The following is a 17,477-nucleotide window of genomic DNA, read 5'->3' as shown; positions in this document are numbered from 1 at the left end:
AAAAGCAAGTGATCAGCCGTAGCCGATCACTTGCTTTTTACTTTTATTATTTTCTTAAACGTTCAACGTCACGTGCAATCATTAATTCTTCATCTGTAGGAATCAATAATACTTTCACTTTTGAGTCATCTGTTGAAATAACAGATTCTTTACCGCGAACATTATTTTTATCAGCATCTAATTCACAGCCAAACCAAGTCATGCCTTTGATTACTTCGCTACGAACATGCGCATCATTTTCACCGATACCAGCAGTAAATACAATCGCATCTACGCCATTCATTACAGTTACGTAGCTACCAATATATTTGCGGATGCGGTCAGTAAAGATATCGTAAGCAACTTGTACTGCTTCTTTATCCATATTCGCTTCTAAATCACGCATATCACTGGAAATACCAGTCAAACCAAGTAATCCTGATTTTTTATTTAAAATATTAATCATATCTTTAATATCTGTTAATTCAAGTTTTTCCATTAGGTATGCTAGCAATGAAGGATCGATATCACCAGAACGAGTACCCATTGTCACACCAGCAAGCGGCGTGAAGCCCATTGAAGTATCTACTGATTTACCACCATCAACTGCAGTAATTGAAGCACCGTTACCTAAATGACAAGTAATGATTTTTAATTCTTCGATCGGACGGCCTAACATTTCCGCTGCACGATGCGCAACAAATTTGTGGCTTGTTCCGTGAGCACCATATTTACGCGCTGCAAATTTTTCATAATATTCAGTTGGAATGCTGTACAGATAGTTATGTTTTGGCATTGTTGTGTGGAATGCTGTATCGAAAACGGCTACGCTGATAATCTCAGGTAAAATTTTCTTGAAAGCTCTAATACCCATTGCATTTGCTGGATTGTGTAAAGGCGCAAGATCTGCTAATTTTTCGATTTTCGCTAAAACTTCATCGTCAATGACAACAGAATCTTTAAAGTCTTCCCCACCGGCAACAACACGGTGACCAACACCAGTAATTTCATCGTAAGAAGATAAAATGTTCAATTCAATCAATTTATCCAATAACATTTTTACAGCAATATCATGATCGTGGATATCTACTACTTCTTCATATTTTTCGTCGTTTCCGTATTTAATCGTAAAGATTGAGTCGTTTAAGCCAATTCTTTCAACGATTCCTTTAGCGACTACTTCTTCGTTTGGCATTTGATATAATTGCCATTTTAAACTTGAACTTCCAGCATTGATTGCAATTGTTTTAGACATAATAATCTCCTCTTTATTGATTGTTTTATTTTAAATTTGAAGACTTCCAAGCCTCAAATTGTTGAAAAAATTGTGTGATTTTGGCAGGATCCTTTAACGAGCCTAGCTTGGCCACCAGCACTTCTGCCTGTGTACTTGCTTCTCCTTTGTTCTGGACAAACAAAATACTTTTTCTTGATTGTTCTGATTTGAATAGTTCATCAGGCAACTGAATCATGCCTTGCAGATAAACGTTTTTCTGCAACCAATTTTTGAAAAATTCACTTTGTTCGGTTTCCAGAATATTGGATGGAACTAAAAACAAACCATAACCATCAGGTTTTACAAATTTCATTGCCTGTTCCATCAACAAGTGATGTGCATAACTGTGTCCTGTTTCTGCCGCGGAATCAAACCCTTGTGCTTTTTCGTCATTCGGGTAATACCCAATCGGCAAATCACTAATCGCAATGTCGACAGGCTCAATCAGTAAATCCTGCAGCCCGTCTTGATGGAATAATTGAATCGCAGCATTGGTCCACTCATTATTGGTTGCTGAAACAGCTAACAAAGTATCATCAATGTCTACACCGATTCCCTGCGCTTGATAATCAGCTAAGTTTAGATTAAGCAACACAGTTAAAAGCAAATTGCCCATACCAGAAGCAATATCTAAAATCTTCAGCTCCTGCTTTGAATTGAACAACTGCTCAATTAAGTAGACAAATAGAAAACCGATACTATCCGGCGTTAACTGATGATTGGCCTGTAAGACTTCCGTCTTGCTGCCTTTCAGTAAAATCAGTTGCGACAAGCGTCTGATTTCTTCCGGAGTCAATTCAATCGCTTGCAATTGTTGATAGAGTGCTTCAAGCTGTTGAACCGTCTGTTCGTCCGGTACGCCGTCTAAAACCCGCACTTGATAAGAATCAAGAATGTTTTCACCATTTTCGATATAGGCATCCAAAAAAGAAGTATCCAAAGAACCTTTTAACAGCTGAATCGCCTGTTCCATCAAATCGAAAGCCTTTTCTATTTTTTCAGGAAACAAAAAAACACCTCAATTTCTATCTATAATATAACAATTTTCATACCTGTTCTATTTTAACGAAAAAATGTATAATAATCAATCAATTTCCTAAGAATATTTATAAAAGACTGAACTCCATTGAGCTCAACAACTAAAACAAAAGCCATTTTTTCCAAACTGATAGAAATTCTGTATTAGTCCTTTTCAAAAAAATTTGATACACGTTTCACAAATTGCTGCTTTGATTCCTTGTGCTGTTTAACAGGCGTCTTTTCATGAAAAGTAATCACTTGATTATCAAGTTTGACTGTGAACATGATGGAATCCTCTTGATATTCGTAATAAAGAATTCCGGATGAAAACTTTTGCTGTCCGCTTTTTTTCGTTTGATCCTCTTTCACTTCAAGTAAAAACATGCTTGCCATTGTCTTGGCAAGATAGTAGTTGCTGGTTTTTTTGGTAAATTGACCAGCAATTCTATAATCCTCTAAAACCACTTCAAACAAAAAGCTGAATAAAAAGACCAGCAGCAAGACTGTTAATAAAATACCGCCTTGTGGTTTATGACGCAGAAGAGGGCTCTTTAGGAATAATCCATCTTGCTGAACAGCTCGTACTCTCTTCAAATTGAACATCTATGATTACCATCTCTTTCCTTTTAGTGAACTGTGCTTGTTTGACTTCCGTCAAAAGCGGCTGATAGCCGCCATTTTCGACTTTGACAATTTTACCTAATTTAAATTCAATCCAGACTGGTGTATTTTTTTTACTGTTTTTGAAAATCATTTTATTCTCTTGCGTTGTTTCATAGCGACAATTTTTCAGTTCATTTTCCAGTTGAATCAGGAATACCTGCCATTCTTTTTCCTTGGTATTTTTCAAACGATTTGTAACAGCCGCCATATTTTTAATGAGCGCAGAAAATAGTAGACAAATCACCATCAATAGATAAAGTGCCAGCAAACACTCCATTAAGGTAAAACCAGGATAGCTATTCTTTTTTGAGTACAATCGTTTCTTTTCCATCTGTCATCCTCACTTCAGTCAGTTTATCCTTCGTTTTTTGAATCTGCAGTCGATAGGTTTGCTGGTCTCTGGAAATAGTCTGTTCAGAAAAGGTACCATGCTGCTCATAATATTTCATCTCTTCATACATTACTCGGGATAACTGTAGTCGCTGCGCGCCTTCTTGATTTTTTCTTAATAGAAAGGTATTGAGACTTACAAAGCTGCCGATTAACAAACAAATTAAGCTTAAGCCAACCAAACTTTCCAACAAAATATATCCTTTAGTATTCTTTAATTTTCTTAACATAGCGCCCACTTCCTAATTGAAATTGACAGTCAATTTTTAGCCGCCGATTTGCCCAAATAAACACATACTTTGATAAAGTTCCGTTGTTGCCTGAGCCTTTTTTAAAGGTGATCTTTTGGGGCCCGCTCATAGTGATATCCGGCGGAACAGTCAAGACTTCCTCTGTAGATGGAGAAGCTAAGAAATAGACTGCCTGTTTGGTTTCGTCAAAAATAACTTGAGTATCATGGTTATCTACAATAGCCAATTGCTGGGTAAATAGTAGCTGTTTTTCAAACGCTGCGATAAATTGTTCGCCTTCCAGACTCCTCTTCACCTGCTTTACTGCCAAGACTGGCAAAAATAGAAAAGTACTGCATACCAATAACACGATCAAGGCTTCAACTAAGGTAAATGCTTGCCAAATTTTATTTTTTAGCTGCTTGGTATTTATCATACTGATCCTTGGTAATGTATTGTTCGTTTAGTAGCTGTTCAATAGTGGGCGTCTGATTTTTATCCATCTGGTATAAATCCATTTGTGTTTCAACAAGCTTTACGACTGCTTCATTGCCTTTTTTATCAACCCCTTCTTTATGTTTCGATAAATTAGGCACAAACAATAAAATTAAAACCGAAATAATCAATAATACGACCAACATTTCCAGAAGTGTGAAGCCTGAATAGCCTTTTTTCTTTTTCCATTTCGCTTTCAAATAAATTCCTCCATTCCCCCATAAATCGGCAGCAGCATGGCCGCATAGACGCTTACAATCAATAAAGCAACAACTAAGAAAATAAGCGGTTGAATCCATTGAATCATTTTTTCCATTCTTGTAAAAAATCGTTGCCAACATAATTCACTATAAACAACTAGCTCCTTACCTAAATTGCCTTTAAGCTCTCCCTGTTGAATAATCAGCGACAGCTCTGGAACAAAAAATGAAAATGACGGCAATTGTTCATAAAAGGTTTGACCAGCTAAAGAGCGCATTTCAATCGTTTCAGCTAAAGCATTCATTAAACTACTCTTGCTGGAGTTGCGCATTAACTGAATTACAGCTTTAATTTCCAGTCCTTGTGAAAATAACTTGCCCCATTCCAAAGCAAAAAAAGCCGAGCTGTATTGTTTATAAAACAAGCCAAAAATAGGAATTTGAGCAAAAAAAACAGCTTGTTCCAGCGGGTTTTTCCGCTTTAAAAGAAGACGAATAAAAAGCCACACTACTATAATAAAAATCAATAAAAAAAGTACATAATAGGGACTATGCTGAATAAATTGAATGCCGATATTATCCGCGCGGACAGAATCATTTTTCAGCAACTGTGGCAATAAGATCTGACGGATACTGATAAGAACCACCGTTAGAAAAATTAACAGCAATAATGGATAGCTGAGTATTTTATAAAAATTTTGGGTTTGCTTTGCCATTATTCGCTGATGCTGCTTTATTTTTTTTAAAGTTCCGGTAAAATCGCCATGCGTTTGAGCAAATTGAATCTGAATAGTTGTCAGTTCGTTAAATCCTATTTGATTTAAGCCTATGTGAAATGCCTCTCCTTTTTCCAATAACGCAATTAAATAATCTACTGTATTTGCAGGAATTGCCTGAGATTTTTTCATAAAAGCCAAGCTCTCTTGTATAGAAAAGCCGTTTCCCAGTAAATCTGCTAAAAGCTGAATGAACAATTGTTGTACTTTTTTAGATAACTTATTGCTCTTTTTCTTGTTCAAATGTTTGATCATCAATAAAGCCATATGCCCAGACCTTTCTTAAATTATTGAGCCAATTTGAATCGGTTGTTTTTGAAAAATTACAATCCATTAGTAAGCCGCTCTGTTCTTCATGAAAAGTTGCTTTACAAGGTAAAAGACGTTGATAAATAATTCCCGTAATACATTCTGCTATTTCTCTTTGTTGAATTCCCAGCTCCAGCAAACGTTCATAGACGCCACCAATACTTCTAGCATGAAGCGTTGCAAAAACAGTATGCCCGGTTAAAGCAGCTCGAATAGCAGCCTGTGCAGTTAATGCATCTCGAATCTCACCAATAATCAATATATCCGGTCGATGACGTAAACATGCTTTGATTAAAACATCATAGGTTAAATTAATTTTTGCATTCGTCTGCAGCTGTAAAAAGGCTTTTTCTTCGATTTCTACCGGATCTTCAATAGTAATGACCTGCTGAAAGCGATCTGTTTCTTTTGCCAATTTGTACATTAACGTAGTCTTGCCGGAGCCTACCGGACCACAAAATAAATGCAGCCCCCGATGCTTCACACGCTCTCGCACTTGTCTCAATTGCTGCGGTAAAAAATAATTTTCCTGGCTGTTGCCAAAAGCATGCAAAAAACGAATGACCAAGCTCTCTCTTTGTCTGAAATCACCGACTGTGGACAGACGCAAGCGTTTATCCTCATCATTGATCCTATAAGTTACTGCCCCTACCTGTGCTTGACGCTTCTCGCCTACATCCATACTGCCGATAAATTTAAAGTGAAAAATCAATTTTTCACCCTCATCATCTGTCAGTTCTGTAAAAATTAGTCGGTTTCTTCCTCTTCTGGCGGACACTTGAATCTTGTCTCCTCTAGGCAAGATATATACATCTTGAATGCCCTGCTTAATTCCCCACGCAATAATATTTAAAGAAAGCTGCTTAATATCCATTCTATTTTTCCTCCTTCAAAATAATATACGCAGTAAACGACAAAAAAAGCGCAACAAATAAATAAAATTTGCTGCACCTTACAAGTAATATAGACCAATTTTCTATAAACTATAATACCATTTTTGTTAAATGGAATTTTTCTTAGAATAAAGGAATGAAACGAAATAAAAAAATACGTACATTTTTTATTCTTATTTCACGCTTCAAATAAGGAGAAAACCTCTATACCAATTTTCAGATGAAATAAAAAAAGGTTATAAACATCGTTTAACCGATATTTATAACCTTATCAAGAGTTCTGATGCACTATCTTCCCCAAAATAGTTTATCGTTTTGATATATCTATTATACTAAAAAAACAATGAGAATAACTTTCAAAATTTGTGAATATCATTAAAATTTTTGAGAAAATCGTTGCTGCTTAAAAGGGATAAGCAGCAGCGAACGCTTTGCCTAAAGACAAAGACTTTAGATCTCTTACATTGTACCAAATTTTTTACCTCTATTTTCTCAATCTCTTTATTGAATCAAATAAATTTTGACAGTTAGTTAGAATGAAACTTTTTAGTCAGCAAATAGACAGGTATGCCCAGTAACGTTATACCAATCCCTACACTCGCTAAAACCGGTTGTACGACCAGCGTAGTTATCAAGATAAATAAGCCGCCAGCCATTGCGATGATAGGAATGAACGGGTAAAGCGGAACCTTATATGGCCGTAGAAGCGCTGGTTCTCTTTTACGTAAAAGAATAACCCCTATAAAGAGTAGAACGCTAAACAGCCACATGACAAAAACCAGCATATCCGTTAATAAATCAAAGCTGCCCAAATACATCATGACAGCAGCCACCCCAAACTGAAATAATCCAGCAATATACGGAACAGCAAAGCTTTTTGATAATTTTCCAAATTGTTTACTAAAAGGAATCATCTCTTCCAATGCTAGTGAATAAGGCACGCGAATTCCTGTCATGGTATAACCATTTAACGCACCGTAAACAGAAACCAATATACCAATCGTTACTAATTTACCGCCCATAGCGCCAAAAATCAGTGTAGAAGCATCTGAAGCAGCGTTCAGATTCCCTGCAATTTGGTCAACCGGCAACGTTTTAAGAAAAACAGTATTAATTAACACGTAGACCAGCATAATAAATGTCAAACCAAAAACAATCGCCTTAGGCAGATCTTTCTCAGGTCGCTTCATTTCTCCGGCTACTGCCCCTACGCCTAGCCAGCCGTCGTAAGCAAACATGGTTGCTAATAACGAGCCGCTTAAAGCTTGGACAAACCCTGTGTTTTCCCCTACTTTAATTGGAAAAAGCGAGATTTCAACATTAGCAGGCATAAACAATCCGACAAAAACAATCAAAGCGATCGGCACTAGCTTCATAACTAATGTAAAAGATTGAAGATTCGCTGCCTGTCTGGTGCCTAGTAAATTAATCATCGTTACACTAAAGCCTGTAAGCAAAGCCACCGGAAATAAAATAGTTGTTGATAAGTGAAACAAATGAATAAATTGTGTCGCAAAAATAATGGATAATGCCGCAATATTTGCTGGAAAATAAACGACACTTTGCGCCCATCCAAGTAAAAAGCCTGGAAGTTTCCCATAAATATATTCAATATATTTGACGGCTCCGCCCGTTTTAGGAATTGCCGTTGCCAGTTCCGCACTAGTTAACCCCGCACAAATCGTTAATATTCCTCCAAGCGCCCAAGCAAAAATAGTCAAACTAGGCGATTGTGCATAACTAACAACGCTGGCGGTCTTGAAGAATACGCCAGCGCCAATAACAGTTCCCATCACTGTGGAGAAAGCACCAAATAAAGTAATTTCACGTTTTAGTTGATTCTGTTTCATAAATGCCCTCTTCCCACTTAAATGTTATTTTTCTAGTATAACTTTTTTCAAAGTAAATTCAAGTGGTTGAGAGGAAATATACCTTAGTTGGAGATGATTTAATCAAAAAAAATTGATCTCTTCTAACCCTGTCCATAATAGGCATGGGCACCATGCTTTCTAAAATAATGTTTATCCAATAAATATTGCGGAATTGGGTCTATGTGTTGATTGACTACCTCCGTCACACAAGCCATTTCAGCAATTTCATCCAGTACAATGCTATTTTCTACTGCTTTTTGCGGTGTTGCTCCCCAGGTAAACGGCCCGTGTCCATAAACTAATACACCTGGAACCGCAGCCGGATCAATGACTTTTTCGTTAAACGTTTCTACGATAACCTTCCCTGTTTCGAGCTCATAATTGGTCATAATTTCGGTTGAAGTCAGCTGTCTAGTACACGGTACTTCACCATAAAAAGTATCTGCATGAGTCGTACCGTAAGCCGGAATATTTCGTCCAGCTTGGGCCCACATGACGGCATTTTTTGAATGAGTATGAACGACTGCATTGATCGTATTAAACGCTTTGTATAATTGTACATGAGTCGCTAAGTCAGAAGAAGGCTTTAGACCAACTTCCAATAGCTCACCTTCTAAATCAGTCACTACCATCTCTTCTGCAGTCATTGAAGCATATGGAACACCGCTTGGTTTAATGACAATGATGCCGGCTTGGCGATTGATTTCACTGACATTACCCCAGGTTAATTTCACTAGCCCTGCTTCAGGCAACGCTAGATTTGCTGCGAAAACACGAGCTTTCATTTCTTTAATTAATTCATTATCCATGGCCGTAGCCTGCCTCCTTTAAAAGTGGTTGTAGAAAGTTCAGTGCCTCATTAATTTCTTTGATTGGCTCTGTACTTGTTTCGCTCCACATTTCAATTAGAAAGGGTCCGTTATAATCCAAAGCTTGCAACGTTTTAAGACAGCCTAAAAAATCCACACAGCCCGTGCCGAAGGGAACCCCTTTGAATTTACCGGGAAATTCGTTGGTTACAGCTAACGTATCTTTCAAATGAACCGCTGTAATATATTCGATGCCGCATTCTAATTCATAGCCCACATCATTTGACGGCCAAGCTGAAAGATTTCCTAAATCAGGATAGACTTGTAAATAAGGCGAAGGAATTTGCTTTTTTATTTTTAAAAATTCAGAAATGGAAGGAATAAATGAATCGTCCATAATTTCAATGGCTAATACAACCTCTTTAGCCGCTGCCAGCGCCACAGCTTTTTGCAAATTTTTAATGAAATCGGCTCGCGTATTAACGTTTTTCTTTTCATAGTAAACATCATAGCCGGCTAATTGAATTGTCCGAATGCCTAAATCAGCCGCAAGCTCAATCGCTTTTGCCACGATCACCAGCGCTTGTTCTCTTTTTTTCGGATCTGCGGAGCCAAAAGGATAACGCCGATGTCCGCTTAGGCAAAGCGAAAGAATCTTCACGCCTGTTTCTTGCATGGCTAGCCAGACTTCTTTCCGTTGCTCTTGGTTCCAATCTAAGCGAGCCAGTCGTTCATCGGTTTCGTCAATAGACATTTCCACAAAATCAAAATTCAATTTTTTTGCCAGCATTAAACGTTCTTGCCAACTACTTTCTTTGGGTAATGCTTTTTCGTAAATTCCTAATGTTGCCATCCCCTCACCCCCAGATACGCTTAATTTCAGCTTGAAAAGCCTGAGCAGCCTTTTTGGGATCACTGGCAGCTGTAATTCCTCTTCCGGCGATAAAGGTGAAGACCTCCAGCTCTTTAAATAGTTCTAATGTTTCCACAGACAAGCCGCCAGTAACAGAAACCTTGAAACCCATCTCAATTAATCGTTTGACCTTTGCTAAATCTTTGGTTCCCCACGTCTCTCCTGCTAAAAGTGCATCACGACTTTGATGATAAATCGCTTGAGAAATACCAGCTGCCAGCCATTGTTCTGCTTGCTCAAACGTCCAGTCGCCATAAAGCTCAACCTGCACTTCTTGAACCTTCTCAGCAGCAGCTTTCATGGTAGGCAACGTAGCACAGCAAATAACCGTCATCCAGTCTGCTCCTGCTGCTTGGCAATTTTGAGCTACTGTGCCGCCAGCATCTGCACATTTAGTATCTGCAACAATTTTTTTCTCAGGATATAGCGCTCGAATACAGCGAATTGCCTCTGCTCCGGCTTGTAAACACAAAATAGTTCCAACTTCAATAATGTCCACAATCTCTCCTACATAAGCGGCAGCCTCGATTGCACTAGGCAAATCCGAATGATCTAAAGCTATTTGTAAATTAGGTCTGCTCATTTTCTCTTCTCCTTTACAGCATCAATAGGTAGAAATATCCAGCCTTTATCGTCGAATCTGATCCTTTCAATGCTTTTTTATTAATTAGTTAAATTTCTCCCCTAAATCAATCGCTTGTACACGTTCGCTAATTTCTTTGGCTGACATCACATTTTTAACGCCGATAACGATGATACCTTTTTTCTTCGCATCCTCAAACATGTTTAAAAAATTCATCGGACAGAAAACGACATCATATTGTCCCGCTGTACTTTTCCCTTCTGAAATAGCGCAATGATGGATATTGGTAATGTTAAAGCCCAGTTCTTTTAAAGCTTTCTCCACGCTTTTTTTCATCATCAAACTCGTTCCAGACCCATTCGCACAAGATACTAATACTCTCATTCCTTTTACCTCCTATTAATTAAGCTTCTTTCGTCGTCATTTGTTTTACGTATTCATCATAATCTTCTGTAATTAAGAAATAGCCTTTCGGGTTTGCCCGATACTGCAGCTGCGGAATCGCCAACAATAGCACTACGACTAAAGCAATACCGAAATACCCCAGATATTTCATCAAAATTGTAAATATTGGCCAAACGGTTGCCCAGTCAAACATGCCCAAATAGCCACCGTATTGAGAAAGTCCGATAAATGTGGCAATCAAAGCGGAGCCTAATACCTGGATAATACCGGATAGTAGCGGGAAAAGACACGCTGCTTTAAAGCCACCGCGATTGTTAGCATATACGGCAATAACGGCATTATCAAAAAATAATGGAATAAAGCCAGCAATAACAATCGTTGGTGATTTGAGTAAAATTAACAAACCAATGGTTACAAATTGACCTAAGGCTCCAAATAAAAAGCCGATCGTTACGGCATTTGGCGAGCCAAAGCCAAAGGTTGCCGCAACATCAATACCCGGTACCGCTCCTGGCAGCAAGGTATTGGAGATTCCCTGAAAGGACTCTGTCAGCTCAGAAACAAAGGTTCTTACACCCAACTGCAAAATCGCTAAATATACAGCAAAATATAACGCTGTTTGCAATATATAGAAAAGAAAGCTTTGACCTTCCTGCATAAACTCAGCTTCAATCAAATAATCAGGTCCTAAAACTACCAGAATAATGCCGAAGAAAAAGAGCATTAAGATGGAGGTAGCAACCATATTTTCATTAAAAATAGAAAGGAAGCCCGGTAACTGAACATCTTCAAGCTTGCGGTTGTTCTTATCCTTCTTCATTTTTTCAGCTAAGCGGGCAAAAAGATACACGCCAAACAATTGTTGGTGAGCAATAGCAAAGCCTGCCCCTTCGGTTAACTCTTGGGTAATATCCACCGTCAAATTAGAGCCCACTGCCCAATAGCAGCCTAAAATAAGTCCCATAATCAGTAAGATCGGAATTTGTCCTAAATTTGGGAAGCAGAACAATAAAATCCAAAAGGCTGTCGCTGCTTGTTGAATTTGGACATTACCGGTAGTAAAGACCGCTCTCAGCTTGGTGTATTTTTTAAAACGAACCAATAAAATATTCATAACAAAGGCAATTAACAATAAAATCATCGTATCGCTGAACGTTCGACCAAAGGTTTCCTCAATTCCGGCTGTTACCGCATTTTGTCCAAAATAAGGATCGATCACCATTGCATCCAAGTTGAACCGCTCTTTCAAGCCAACTAAAATCGGCCGGAAATTATTAACCAAACCGCCGGAGCCAACTGTTAAGATCAGATAACCCACTGTTGCCTTTAAAAATCCAGCAATACTTTCATACAACGGTTTTCTCAGCAAAACATACCCCAAAAGTACAATAAACCCGATTAAAAATGCTGGTTGGGTTAAAATATTTGCAGCGAAATAATCCCAAATTCCCAACAGAAACGCTAAAATTTGTGTCATTTACTCCCCTTCTTTCTTAGACATTAAACCTCGTCATCACTTGCCGATAATCCGCCATTGTTTCAACTGCCGATAATGCTTCAATCAAACCGTCTGTCATCAGCATTTCCGATAATTTTGAAATATTTTCTACATGCTCGTCACTGTTTTTAGCTGCCAGAGTGAAAAATAAACGGGCATTTTTATCTTCATTGCCTTCTTCAAAAACCACATCCTGAGGCATTTTAGTAAACGAAATAGCGGTTCCCAAAACACCTTCACTGTCCTGTGAGGAATGCGGCATCGCGACGCCCGGAACAATGACAATATACGGGCCATACTTTTGCACACAAGTAATTATTTCAGCCACATACTGCTGGGTTATCAGTCCTTTTTCAATTAAGGTTTGACAGCTGAATTCAATCGCTTCCTGCCAGGTTTCCGGTATCTTTTCACACAGACGAATTAAGTCATTATCATAAAAATACTTAAGCATCCAACTCCTCCTTTCTTATAAAAATGATGGAAACGGCGTGTCATTTTCAGTCGTAAAGACATCATCAAATCCACGATAAAAATTAAATTCCAATTTGTCCTTATCATTGGGATACGTGAATTTGCCGCCAACCTGCCAGATAAAAGGTTTAAACTGGTAATTCAAGCGATCTTTTTTGAATTTCCAGATTTCCGTGATTTCCTTTGGATCCGCCATGAAATTTGCCCAGATATCATAATGGACAGGAATTACAACGCTGGCATTCAGGGATTCAGCCATTCGCAGCATGTCAACTGAGGTCACCTTATCCGTAATACCCCGTGGATTTTCTCCGTAAGCACCTAAGCACACATCGATTTTGTGTTCGTTCCCATGCTTGGCAAATAAATTAGAATAGTGAGAGTCCCCGGCATGATAAATATTTCCGCCGCTCGTTTCAAATAAATAGTTCACCGCAATCTCATCCATATTCTGCGGCATTTTGCCTTTTAACGTCTTTTCCGGATCATCACAGGTAATTAAGGCTGTCCGATCGAAGGCTTCTAAGGCAACAATTTCTACATCATTCACTGTGATACGATCACCGGGTGCGACAACTTTAGTTTTTTCCGATGGAATACCCCAGCTTAGCCACGTATTAACAACTTCTTTTGGCCCAATAAACTGTGCTTGCGGACAATTTTGATGAACTGCTGCCGCCGTATTAATGTCCAGATGATCAGAATGAATATGAGTCACTACTAACGCATCAACATTTTTCACAGCAAATGGATCAATCACAAAGGGCTGCGTCCGCAAATTTGGCTGCATAGTTTCACAGCCGCTCATTCGCATCATTTGATGGCCTTTTTTCATTTTGCCGTTGCCATGACTGCGTTTGCCTGTTCCACACCATAAATCACATAAAATGTTCGTACCCTCATGTGATTTCAGCCAAATACCTGTACAGCCCAGCCACCAAAGCGCTACTGTCCCGGCTTGCACCTCTTCTCGCTCAATTTCCTCATTCAAATACGTTCCCCATTCAGGAAATGTACTTAAAAGCCAGCTTTCTCTTGTTACCTCATGAATCGTTGTCATAAAATCCCTCCAAGTTTATTAATTGAACTGGTCGTCCAAATACACTTTCATTTTACAACAACAAAAAGCGTTTTCAATCTATTTTTAAGATCGTTTATCTATTTTAAGATCGTTTTATCCGTAAAAAGAAAGATGAACAACTTTTTATTATTTTTTATGTTCATTTAATCTTTTTTTATGATATAGTCTTCATGAGGTGATCAGAATGAGAGTAGTCTTTTGGAAAAGTATGTATTGGGGTAAAAAAATTTCCACGTGGTGTCTGTACCTGATTTTTGCCGGCTATATTTGTTATTTGTTAATGCAGACGCCGCAAGTGGGAACAAAGCTAATTTTTGGTTTGGCCGGAGTGATTGTATTGGTCATTGTTCTGCTGTTTGAGTATCTCAAAAACTTATACGAAAAGATGATTTATGCTCTGACAGTCGAATGCGAGGTTGGAAAAGCAGTCGCTCTAAAAGAGCGTTTACAGCAAAAAGATTTGTTTAATGGCTTTAAACAGTCTATTATTATTTTTGACAGCTTACTTTTATTAGACACCGGCAACTATACCGATTGTTTGCAGCATCTGGCACGACATCAGTCCTTTTTCCGTTCGTCCCTTGATTACCTGTTCATTTATTATCATACGCAGCTTTATTGCTATTTCTTTTTAAAGGAGCCAGAAAAAATAATTTCCGTGAGTAAAGAACTTGCCAAATTAAAGCATGTCAAAAAGAAACGGCTGAGTCAGCTGTTTTCCTGGCATGAAATTGAAGGAATCAGCTATTATGCTCAAAATAGAAATAAAAAATGCCTGAATGAATTAGAACAAGTGGATCGAACACGTTTAAATAATCGTGAATTAGCCTACTGTCTGTACATACAAGGACAATGTTTTTTACGACTAGATGATCCAGCAACTGGTAATCGTTTATTAAAAGAAGCGCAGGCAGTGGGAAAAACACTTGCCAGTATACAAGTAAACCAAAGTGGAGGAAACTAAATGAAAAGCTCGCACAAAACAATTGAAAAACGTCGGAAAAAGCTAATCGCTTTGCTAAAAGAAAAACACACCTTGTTAGTAACTGAAATCAGCAGTCACTTGCAGGTTTCTGAAATCACCGTTCGGCGGGATTTGATTGCCCTGGAAAAAATGGGACTGGTCAAGCGGCAGCATGGCAAAGCCCAGCTCATTGAAAAAAACAGCGATAAAGAAGTGAATGAGGAAATTGAAGGACTTAAAAATGCTATCGCAAAAAAAGCAGCAGAATTTGTTCATGAAGGAAATACGTTATTTGTTAATACCGGAACCACAGCATTAGCCGCTTTAAAATATTTGGAGAACAAACGGGTAACGATTGTTTCGAACAATGTGAAAGTGGCTGGTTTAGAGCATAATCCCAATTCGACCGTTATTTTATCTGGGGGAGAGATCCGCTACCCCAAAGAGGCACTGGTCGGCGATATTGCTATTGATTCCTTTTCAAAAATGTCTTCAGATATTTCCATTCTAGGTTGTTCCGGTCTAAGTGTTGAAAACGGCATTACAACCTCTGTTCTACATGAATCAAAAATTAACTCACTTATTATTGAACGAACCAAGGGATTGGTTATTGTGGTGGCTGATTACCGAAAAATTGGTTTTTCTTCGAATTTTACCAGCGGTCATCTAAAAGATGTTAATTATTTAATTACAGATACTTTTGCTGATCCTGAGGTCTTGCGAAGTATTGAAAAACAAGGCGTCCAAGTGATTCAAATTGAAGTGTAATAAAAAAAACTGAGACAAAAGTCGTTTTGGACTTTTATCTCAGTTTTTTGTGAAAGTGAGCTTAACGAGCTTTTTCAGCTTTTTTTATTTGTTTACTTCTTAATTGACCGCAGGCGGCGTCAATGTCAGTGCCGTGCTCTCTTCTAATCACACAATTGATGCCGTTTTTCTTTAAAACATCATAGAATTTTAGCACATCGGCACGATCACTACGGCTGTATTGGTCATGCTCGCTTACTGGATTATACGGAATTAAGTTTACATACGTCAGCTTTTTCTTGTCTTTTAGTAAGTCAGCCAGCTGCTGCGCATGCTCCGGACGATCATTCACCTGACTTAACATAATATATTCAAAGGTAATTCGACGATTTGTCTTTTCAATGTAGTCATCAACTGCTGCCATTAATTTTTCAATTGGGAAGCTGCGATTGATTCGCATAATAGAGGTTCGAACGTCGTTATTCGGTGCATGCAGCGAGATCGCCAGATTCACCTGCAAGCCATTTTCAGCGAATTCTCTGATTTTAGGCACCAGTCCACTTGTAGAAACGGTAATATGCCGTGCACCGATTGCCAGACCCTTCGCATCGTTAATTGTATGTAAAAAGTTCATCAGGTTATTATAATTGTCGAAAGGTTCGCCGATTCCCATCACTACTACATGACTCACTCGCTCATCCTGTCCTCGTTCATCAAAGTAATGCTGTACCTGCATAACTTGAGCGACAATTTCACCCGCCGTTAAATCACGCTGCTTTGTCAACAAGCCGCTGGCACAAAACGTACAGCCAATATTACAGCCGACTTGAGTTGTTACGCAAACAGACAAACCATATTCTTGGCGCATAAGAACCGTTTCAATCATATTTTTGTCAGGCAGCTCAAATAAATATTTGACTGTGCCGTCTTTCGCTTCTTGAATAATAACCTGACGTAATGGATTAATAATGAAATTTTCTTCTAATAAAGTCATTAAGTCTTTTGATATGTTGGTCATTTCACTAAAACTTGTTACTCGTTTAATATATAGCCATTCCCAAACCTGAGTGGCTCGAAATTTCTTTTCGCCGTGTTCAATAAACCATGAAATAAGTTCTTCTTTTGTTAATCCGTAGATAGATCCTTTTTCCACTTATTTTTCCTCATTTCTTCTAGACATTCGCTTCATACTATAACTTATTGCCTGCCGTTTGTCCATATCTTCTCTTAGTTTGTGAATAAATTACCTCCCTTAAAAACAAAAACATACTAAGATTAGAGGAGAAACTTATCGACGGATGAGTTTCTCCTCTATTTTCCTTTTTTAGGTTTATAGTAGAGAGTGAAAGGAAGATCGATCATGCGCTCATGGACTTCGAGTCCCTATCAAAAAACGGTCTCCTTCACTGTCATTTTGGAATCTGGTTTAAGTATGTTGGGGCTTCGAGCTCGTGTTTAGGAAATTAGGTACGAAATGAAACAGTGAAGAACCTTTCAAAAAAAAGAAAGAAGATGAAAAGAATGGCTTATGTACTTGCGTTGGATGTTTCTATGGGAAAAAGTTATAAAGTGCTTTATTTGGATGATCTTTGTCTCTCTGAAGGAGAAATTCTTCATACAAAATCTGGGTTTGACACCTTACTTCAAGAAATTTTGGCTCTGCCTGAAACGCCAAGTATTGTGTTCGAGTCAACGGGCGTTTATTCAAAAGTAATCGAAACATTTTGCCAAAACAATCACTTTTCTTATTGCCTATTGAATCCGTTAGAAGCGAAAAAACAACTAGATAACGGGTTACGTGTGCTTAAAACTGATAAACAAGATGCCCATCGTCTTGCGCAAACTCACTGGCAATATGTACGGAAAATCAAGAGACACCAGTCAACTATTTATGAAGAATC

Annotated in this window: 21 protein-coding genes; 3 read left to right on the top strand and 18 right to left on the bottom strand. The window is 38.3% G+C overall.

The features are described 5' to 3' along the window. Positions 1-46: 46 nt before the first annotated feature. The 17 genes from ABH902_RS05960 to ulaG form a co-directional block, all read right to left on the bottom strand. The gene (locus tag ABH902_RS05960; RefSeq protein WP_404589644.1) at positions 47-1,234 is read right to left on the bottom strand and encodes an acetate kinase; all 1,188 of its coding nucleotides are present in this window, start codon (positions 1,232-1,234) and stop codon (positions 47-49) included. Between the two features lie 25 nt (positions 1,235-1,259). Beyond that, on the bottom strand, positions 1,260-2,264 hold the full coding sequence (locus tag ABH902_RS05955; RefSeq protein WP_404589643.1) for a class I SAM-dependent methyltransferase: 1,005 nt from the start codon (positions 2,262-2,264) through the stop codon (positions 1,260-1,262). Positions 2,265-2,437: 173 nt separating this feature from the next. Continuing rightward, positions 2,438-2,869, bottom strand: a complete 432-nt coding sequence (gene comGG, locus ABH902_RS05950) for a competence type IV pilus minor pilin ComGG (protein ID WP_404589642.1) — start codon at positions 2,867-2,869, stop codon at positions 2,438-2,440. Beyond that, entirely contained in the window at positions 2,805-3,269 is a 465-nt protein-coding gene (comGF, locus tag ABH902_RS05945; protein ID WP_404589641.1) for a competence type IV pilus minor pilin ComGF, read from the bottom strand. Before comGF ends, comGG begins: the two co-directional genes overlap by 65 nt. Next, a complete protein-coding gene (gene comGE, locus ABH902_RS05940; protein WP_404589640.1) occupies positions 3,235-3,558 on the bottom strand; it encodes a competence type IV pilus minor pilin ComGE in 324 nt (107 codons plus the stop codon). Before comGE ends, comGF begins: the two co-directional genes overlap by 35 nt. Next, the gene (gene comGD, locus ABH902_RS05935; protein ID WP_404589639.1) at positions 3,533-3,994 is read right to left on the bottom strand and encodes a competence type IV pilus minor pilin ComGD; all 462 of its coding nucleotides are present in this window, start codon (positions 3,992-3,994) and stop codon (positions 3,533-3,535) included. The genes comGE and comGD overlap by 26 nt, the downstream gene beginning before the upstream one ends. Continuing rightward, positions 3,966-4,253 (bottom strand): competence type IV pilus major pilin ComGC, encoded by a 288-nt coding sequence (gene comGC / locus ABH902_RS05930; protein ID WP_404589638.1) that lies wholly within the window; start codon positions 4,251-4,253, stop codon positions 3,966-3,968. The genes comGD and comGC overlap by 29 nt, the downstream gene beginning before the upstream one ends. After that, entirely contained in the window at positions 4,250-5,296 is a 1,047-nt protein-coding gene (comGB, locus tag ABH902_RS05925; protein WP_404589637.1) for a competence type IV pilus assembly protein ComGB, read from the bottom strand. Before comGB ends, comGC begins: the two co-directional genes overlap by 4 nt. Continuing rightward, the gene (gene comGA / locus ABH902_RS05920) at positions 5,250-6,212 is read right to left on the bottom strand and encodes a competence type IV pilus ATPase ComGA (protein ID WP_404589636.1); all 963 of its coding nucleotides are present in this window, start codon (positions 6,210-6,212) and stop codon (positions 5,250-5,252) included. Before comGA ends, comGB begins: the two co-directional genes overlap by 47 nt. Positions 6,213-6,758: 546 nt before the next feature. After that, positions 6,759-8,081 carry an APC family permease gene (locus tag ABH902_RS05915; RefSeq protein WP_404589635.1) on the bottom strand — a complete coding sequence of 441 codons (1,323 nt, stop codon included), beginning with the start codon at positions 8,079-8,081 and terminating at the stop codon, positions 6,759-6,761. Positions 8,082-8,203: 122 nt separating this feature from the next. Continuing rightward, positions 8,204-8,911, bottom strand: coding sequence for an L-ribulose-5-phosphate 4-epimerase (locus ABH902_RS05910; RefSeq protein WP_404589634.1), 708 nt, complete (start codon positions 8,909-8,911; stop codon positions 8,204-8,206). After that, a complete protein-coding gene (locus tag ABH902_RS05905) occupies positions 8,904-9,764 on the bottom strand; it encodes an L-ribulose-5-phosphate 3-epimerase (protein WP_404589633.1) in 861 nt (286 codons plus the stop codon). The genes ABH902_RS05910 and ABH902_RS05905 overlap by 8 nt, the downstream gene beginning before the upstream one ends. Positions 9,765-9,768: 4 nt before the next feature. After that, the gene (locus tag ABH902_RS05900) at positions 9,769-10,407 is read right to left on the bottom strand and encodes a 3-keto-L-gulonate-6-phosphate decarboxylase UlaD (protein ID WP_404589632.1); all 639 of its coding nucleotides are present in this window, start codon (positions 10,405-10,407) and stop codon (positions 9,769-9,771) included. A gap of 84 nt (positions 10,408-10,491) precedes the next feature. Next, positions 10,492-10,791, bottom strand: a complete 300-nt coding sequence (locus tag ABH902_RS05895) for a PTS sugar transporter subunit IIB (RefSeq protein WP_404589631.1) — start codon at positions 10,789-10,791, stop codon at positions 10,492-10,494. A gap of 19 nt (positions 10,792-10,810) precedes the next feature. Beyond that, entirely contained in the window at positions 10,811-12,289 is a 1,479-nt protein-coding gene (locus ABH902_RS05890; protein ID WP_404589630.1) for a PTS ascorbate transporter subunit IIC, read from the bottom strand. Between the two features lie 16 nt (positions 12,290-12,305). Further along, the gene (locus tag ABH902_RS05885; protein WP_404589629.1) at positions 12,306-12,764 is read right to left on the bottom strand and encodes a PTS sugar transporter subunit IIA; all 459 of its coding nucleotides are present in this window, start codon (positions 12,762-12,764) and stop codon (positions 12,306-12,308) included. Between the two features lie 15 nt (positions 12,765-12,779). Next, complete coding sequence (ulaG, locus tag ABH902_RS05880) at positions 12,780-13,844, bottom strand: L-ascorbate 6-phosphate lactonase (protein ID WP_404589628.1); 1,065 nt, start codon at positions 13,842-13,844, stop codon at positions 12,780-12,782. Positions 13,845-14,049: 205 nt separating this feature from the next. Between ulaG and ABH902_RS05875 the strand changes: the two genes are divergently transcribed. Beyond that, positions 14,050-14,829: a hypothetical protein gene (locus ABH902_RS05875; RefSeq protein ID WP_404589627.1), complete on the top strand. Its 780-nt coding sequence runs from the start codon at positions 14,050-14,052 to the stop codon at positions 14,827-14,829. Continuing rightward, positions 14,830-15,597 carry a DeoR/GlpR family DNA-binding transcription regulator gene (locus ABH902_RS05870; RefSeq protein ID WP_404589626.1) on the top strand — a complete coding sequence of 256 codons (768 nt, stop codon included), beginning with the start codon at positions 14,830-14,832 and terminating at the stop codon, positions 15,595-15,597. Between the two features lie 61 nt (positions 15,598-15,658). On the opposite strand, the gene rlmN is transcribed toward ABH902_RS05870, so the two are convergent. Continuing rightward, positions 15,659-16,729: a 23S rRNA (adenine(2503)-C(2))-methyltransferase RlmN gene (rlmN, locus tag ABH902_RS05865; protein ID WP_404589625.1), complete on the bottom strand. Its 1,071-nt coding sequence runs from the start codon at positions 16,727-16,729 to the stop codon at positions 15,659-15,661. A 368-nt stretch (positions 16,730-17,097) separates the two neighbouring features. Between rlmN and ABH902_RS05860 the strand changes: the two genes are divergently transcribed. Further along, positions 17,098-17,477: transposase (locus tag ABH902_RS05860; RefSeq protein ID WP_404589624.1), on the top strand; the 380-nt coding region annotated here is incomplete at its 3' end.

It is taken from the genome of Enterococcus sp. UD-01, from assembly GCF_044909655.1.
Lineage (GTDB): Bacteria > Bacillota > Bacilli > Lactobacillales > Enterococcaceae > Enterococcus_L.
This window is presented reverse-complemented; position numbering and strand designations above follow the sequence as displayed.

What these genes read in the sequence shown, in the direction of transcription:
- ABH902_RS05960 (WP_404589644.1), bottom strand. Translation starts at nt 1,234, where the DNA reads ATGTCTAAAACAATTGCAATCAATGCTGGAAGTTCAAGTTTAAAATGG.
- comGF (WP_404589641.1), bottom strand. Translation starts at nt 3,269, where the DNA reads ATGGAAAAGAAACGATTGTACTCAAAAAAGAATAGCTATCCTGGTTTT.
- comGE (WP_404589640.1), bottom strand. Translation starts at nt 3,558, where the DNA reads ATGTTAAGAAAATTAAAGAATACTAAAGGATATATTTTGTTGGAAAGT.
- comGD (WP_404589639.1), bottom strand. Translation starts at nt 3,994, where the DNA reads ATGATAAATACCAAGCAGCTAAAAAATAAAATTTGGCAAGCATTTACC.
- comGB (WP_404589637.1), bottom strand. Translation starts at nt 5,296, where the DNA reads ATGGCTTTATTGATGATCAAACATTTGAACAAGAAAAAGAGCAATAAG.
- comGA (WP_404589636.1), bottom strand. Translation starts at nt 6,212, where the DNA reads ATGGATATTAAGCAGCTTTCTTTAAATATTATTGCGTGGGGAATTAAG.
- ABH902_RS05915 (WP_404589635.1), bottom strand. Translation starts at nt 8,081, where the DNA reads ATGAAACAGAATCAACTAAAACGTGAAATTACTTTATTTGGTGCTTTC.
- ABH902_RS05910 (WP_404589634.1), bottom strand. Translation starts at nt 8,911, where the DNA reads ATGGATAATGAATTAATTAAAGAAATGAAAGCTCGTGTTTTCGCAGCA.
- ABH902_RS05905 (WP_404589633.1), bottom strand. Translation starts at nt 9,764, where the DNA reads ATGGCAACATTAGGAATTTACGAAAAAGCATTACCCAAAGAAAGTAGT.
- ABH902_RS05900 (WP_404589632.1), bottom strand. Translation starts at nt 10,407, where the DNA reads ATGAGCAGACCTAATTTACAAATAGCTTTAGATCATTCGGATTTGCCT.
- ABH902_RS05895 (WP_404589631.1), bottom strand. Translation starts at nt 10,791, where the DNA reads ATGAGAGTATTAGTATCTTGTGCGAATGGGTCTGGAACGAGTTTGATG.
- ABH902_RS05890 (WP_404589630.1), bottom strand. Translation starts at nt 12,289, where the DNA reads ATGACACAAATTTTAGCGTTTCTGTTGGGAATTTGGGATTATTTCGCT.
- ABH902_RS05885 (WP_404589629.1), bottom strand. Translation starts at nt 12,764, where the DNA reads ATGCTTAAGTATTTTTATGATAATGACTTAATTCGTCTGTGTGAAAAG.
- ulaG (WP_404589628.1), bottom strand. Translation starts at nt 13,844, where the DNA reads ATGACAACGATTCATGAGGTAACAAGAGAAAGCTGGCTTTTAAGTACA.
- ABH902_RS05875 (WP_404589627.1), top strand. Translation starts at nt 14,050, where the DNA reads ATGAGAGTAGTCTTTTGGAAAAGTATGTATTGGGGTAAAAAAATTTCC.
- ABH902_RS05870 (WP_404589626.1), top strand. Translation starts at nt 14,830, where the DNA reads ATGAAAAGCTCGCACAAAACAATTGAAAAACGTCGGAAAAAGCTAATC.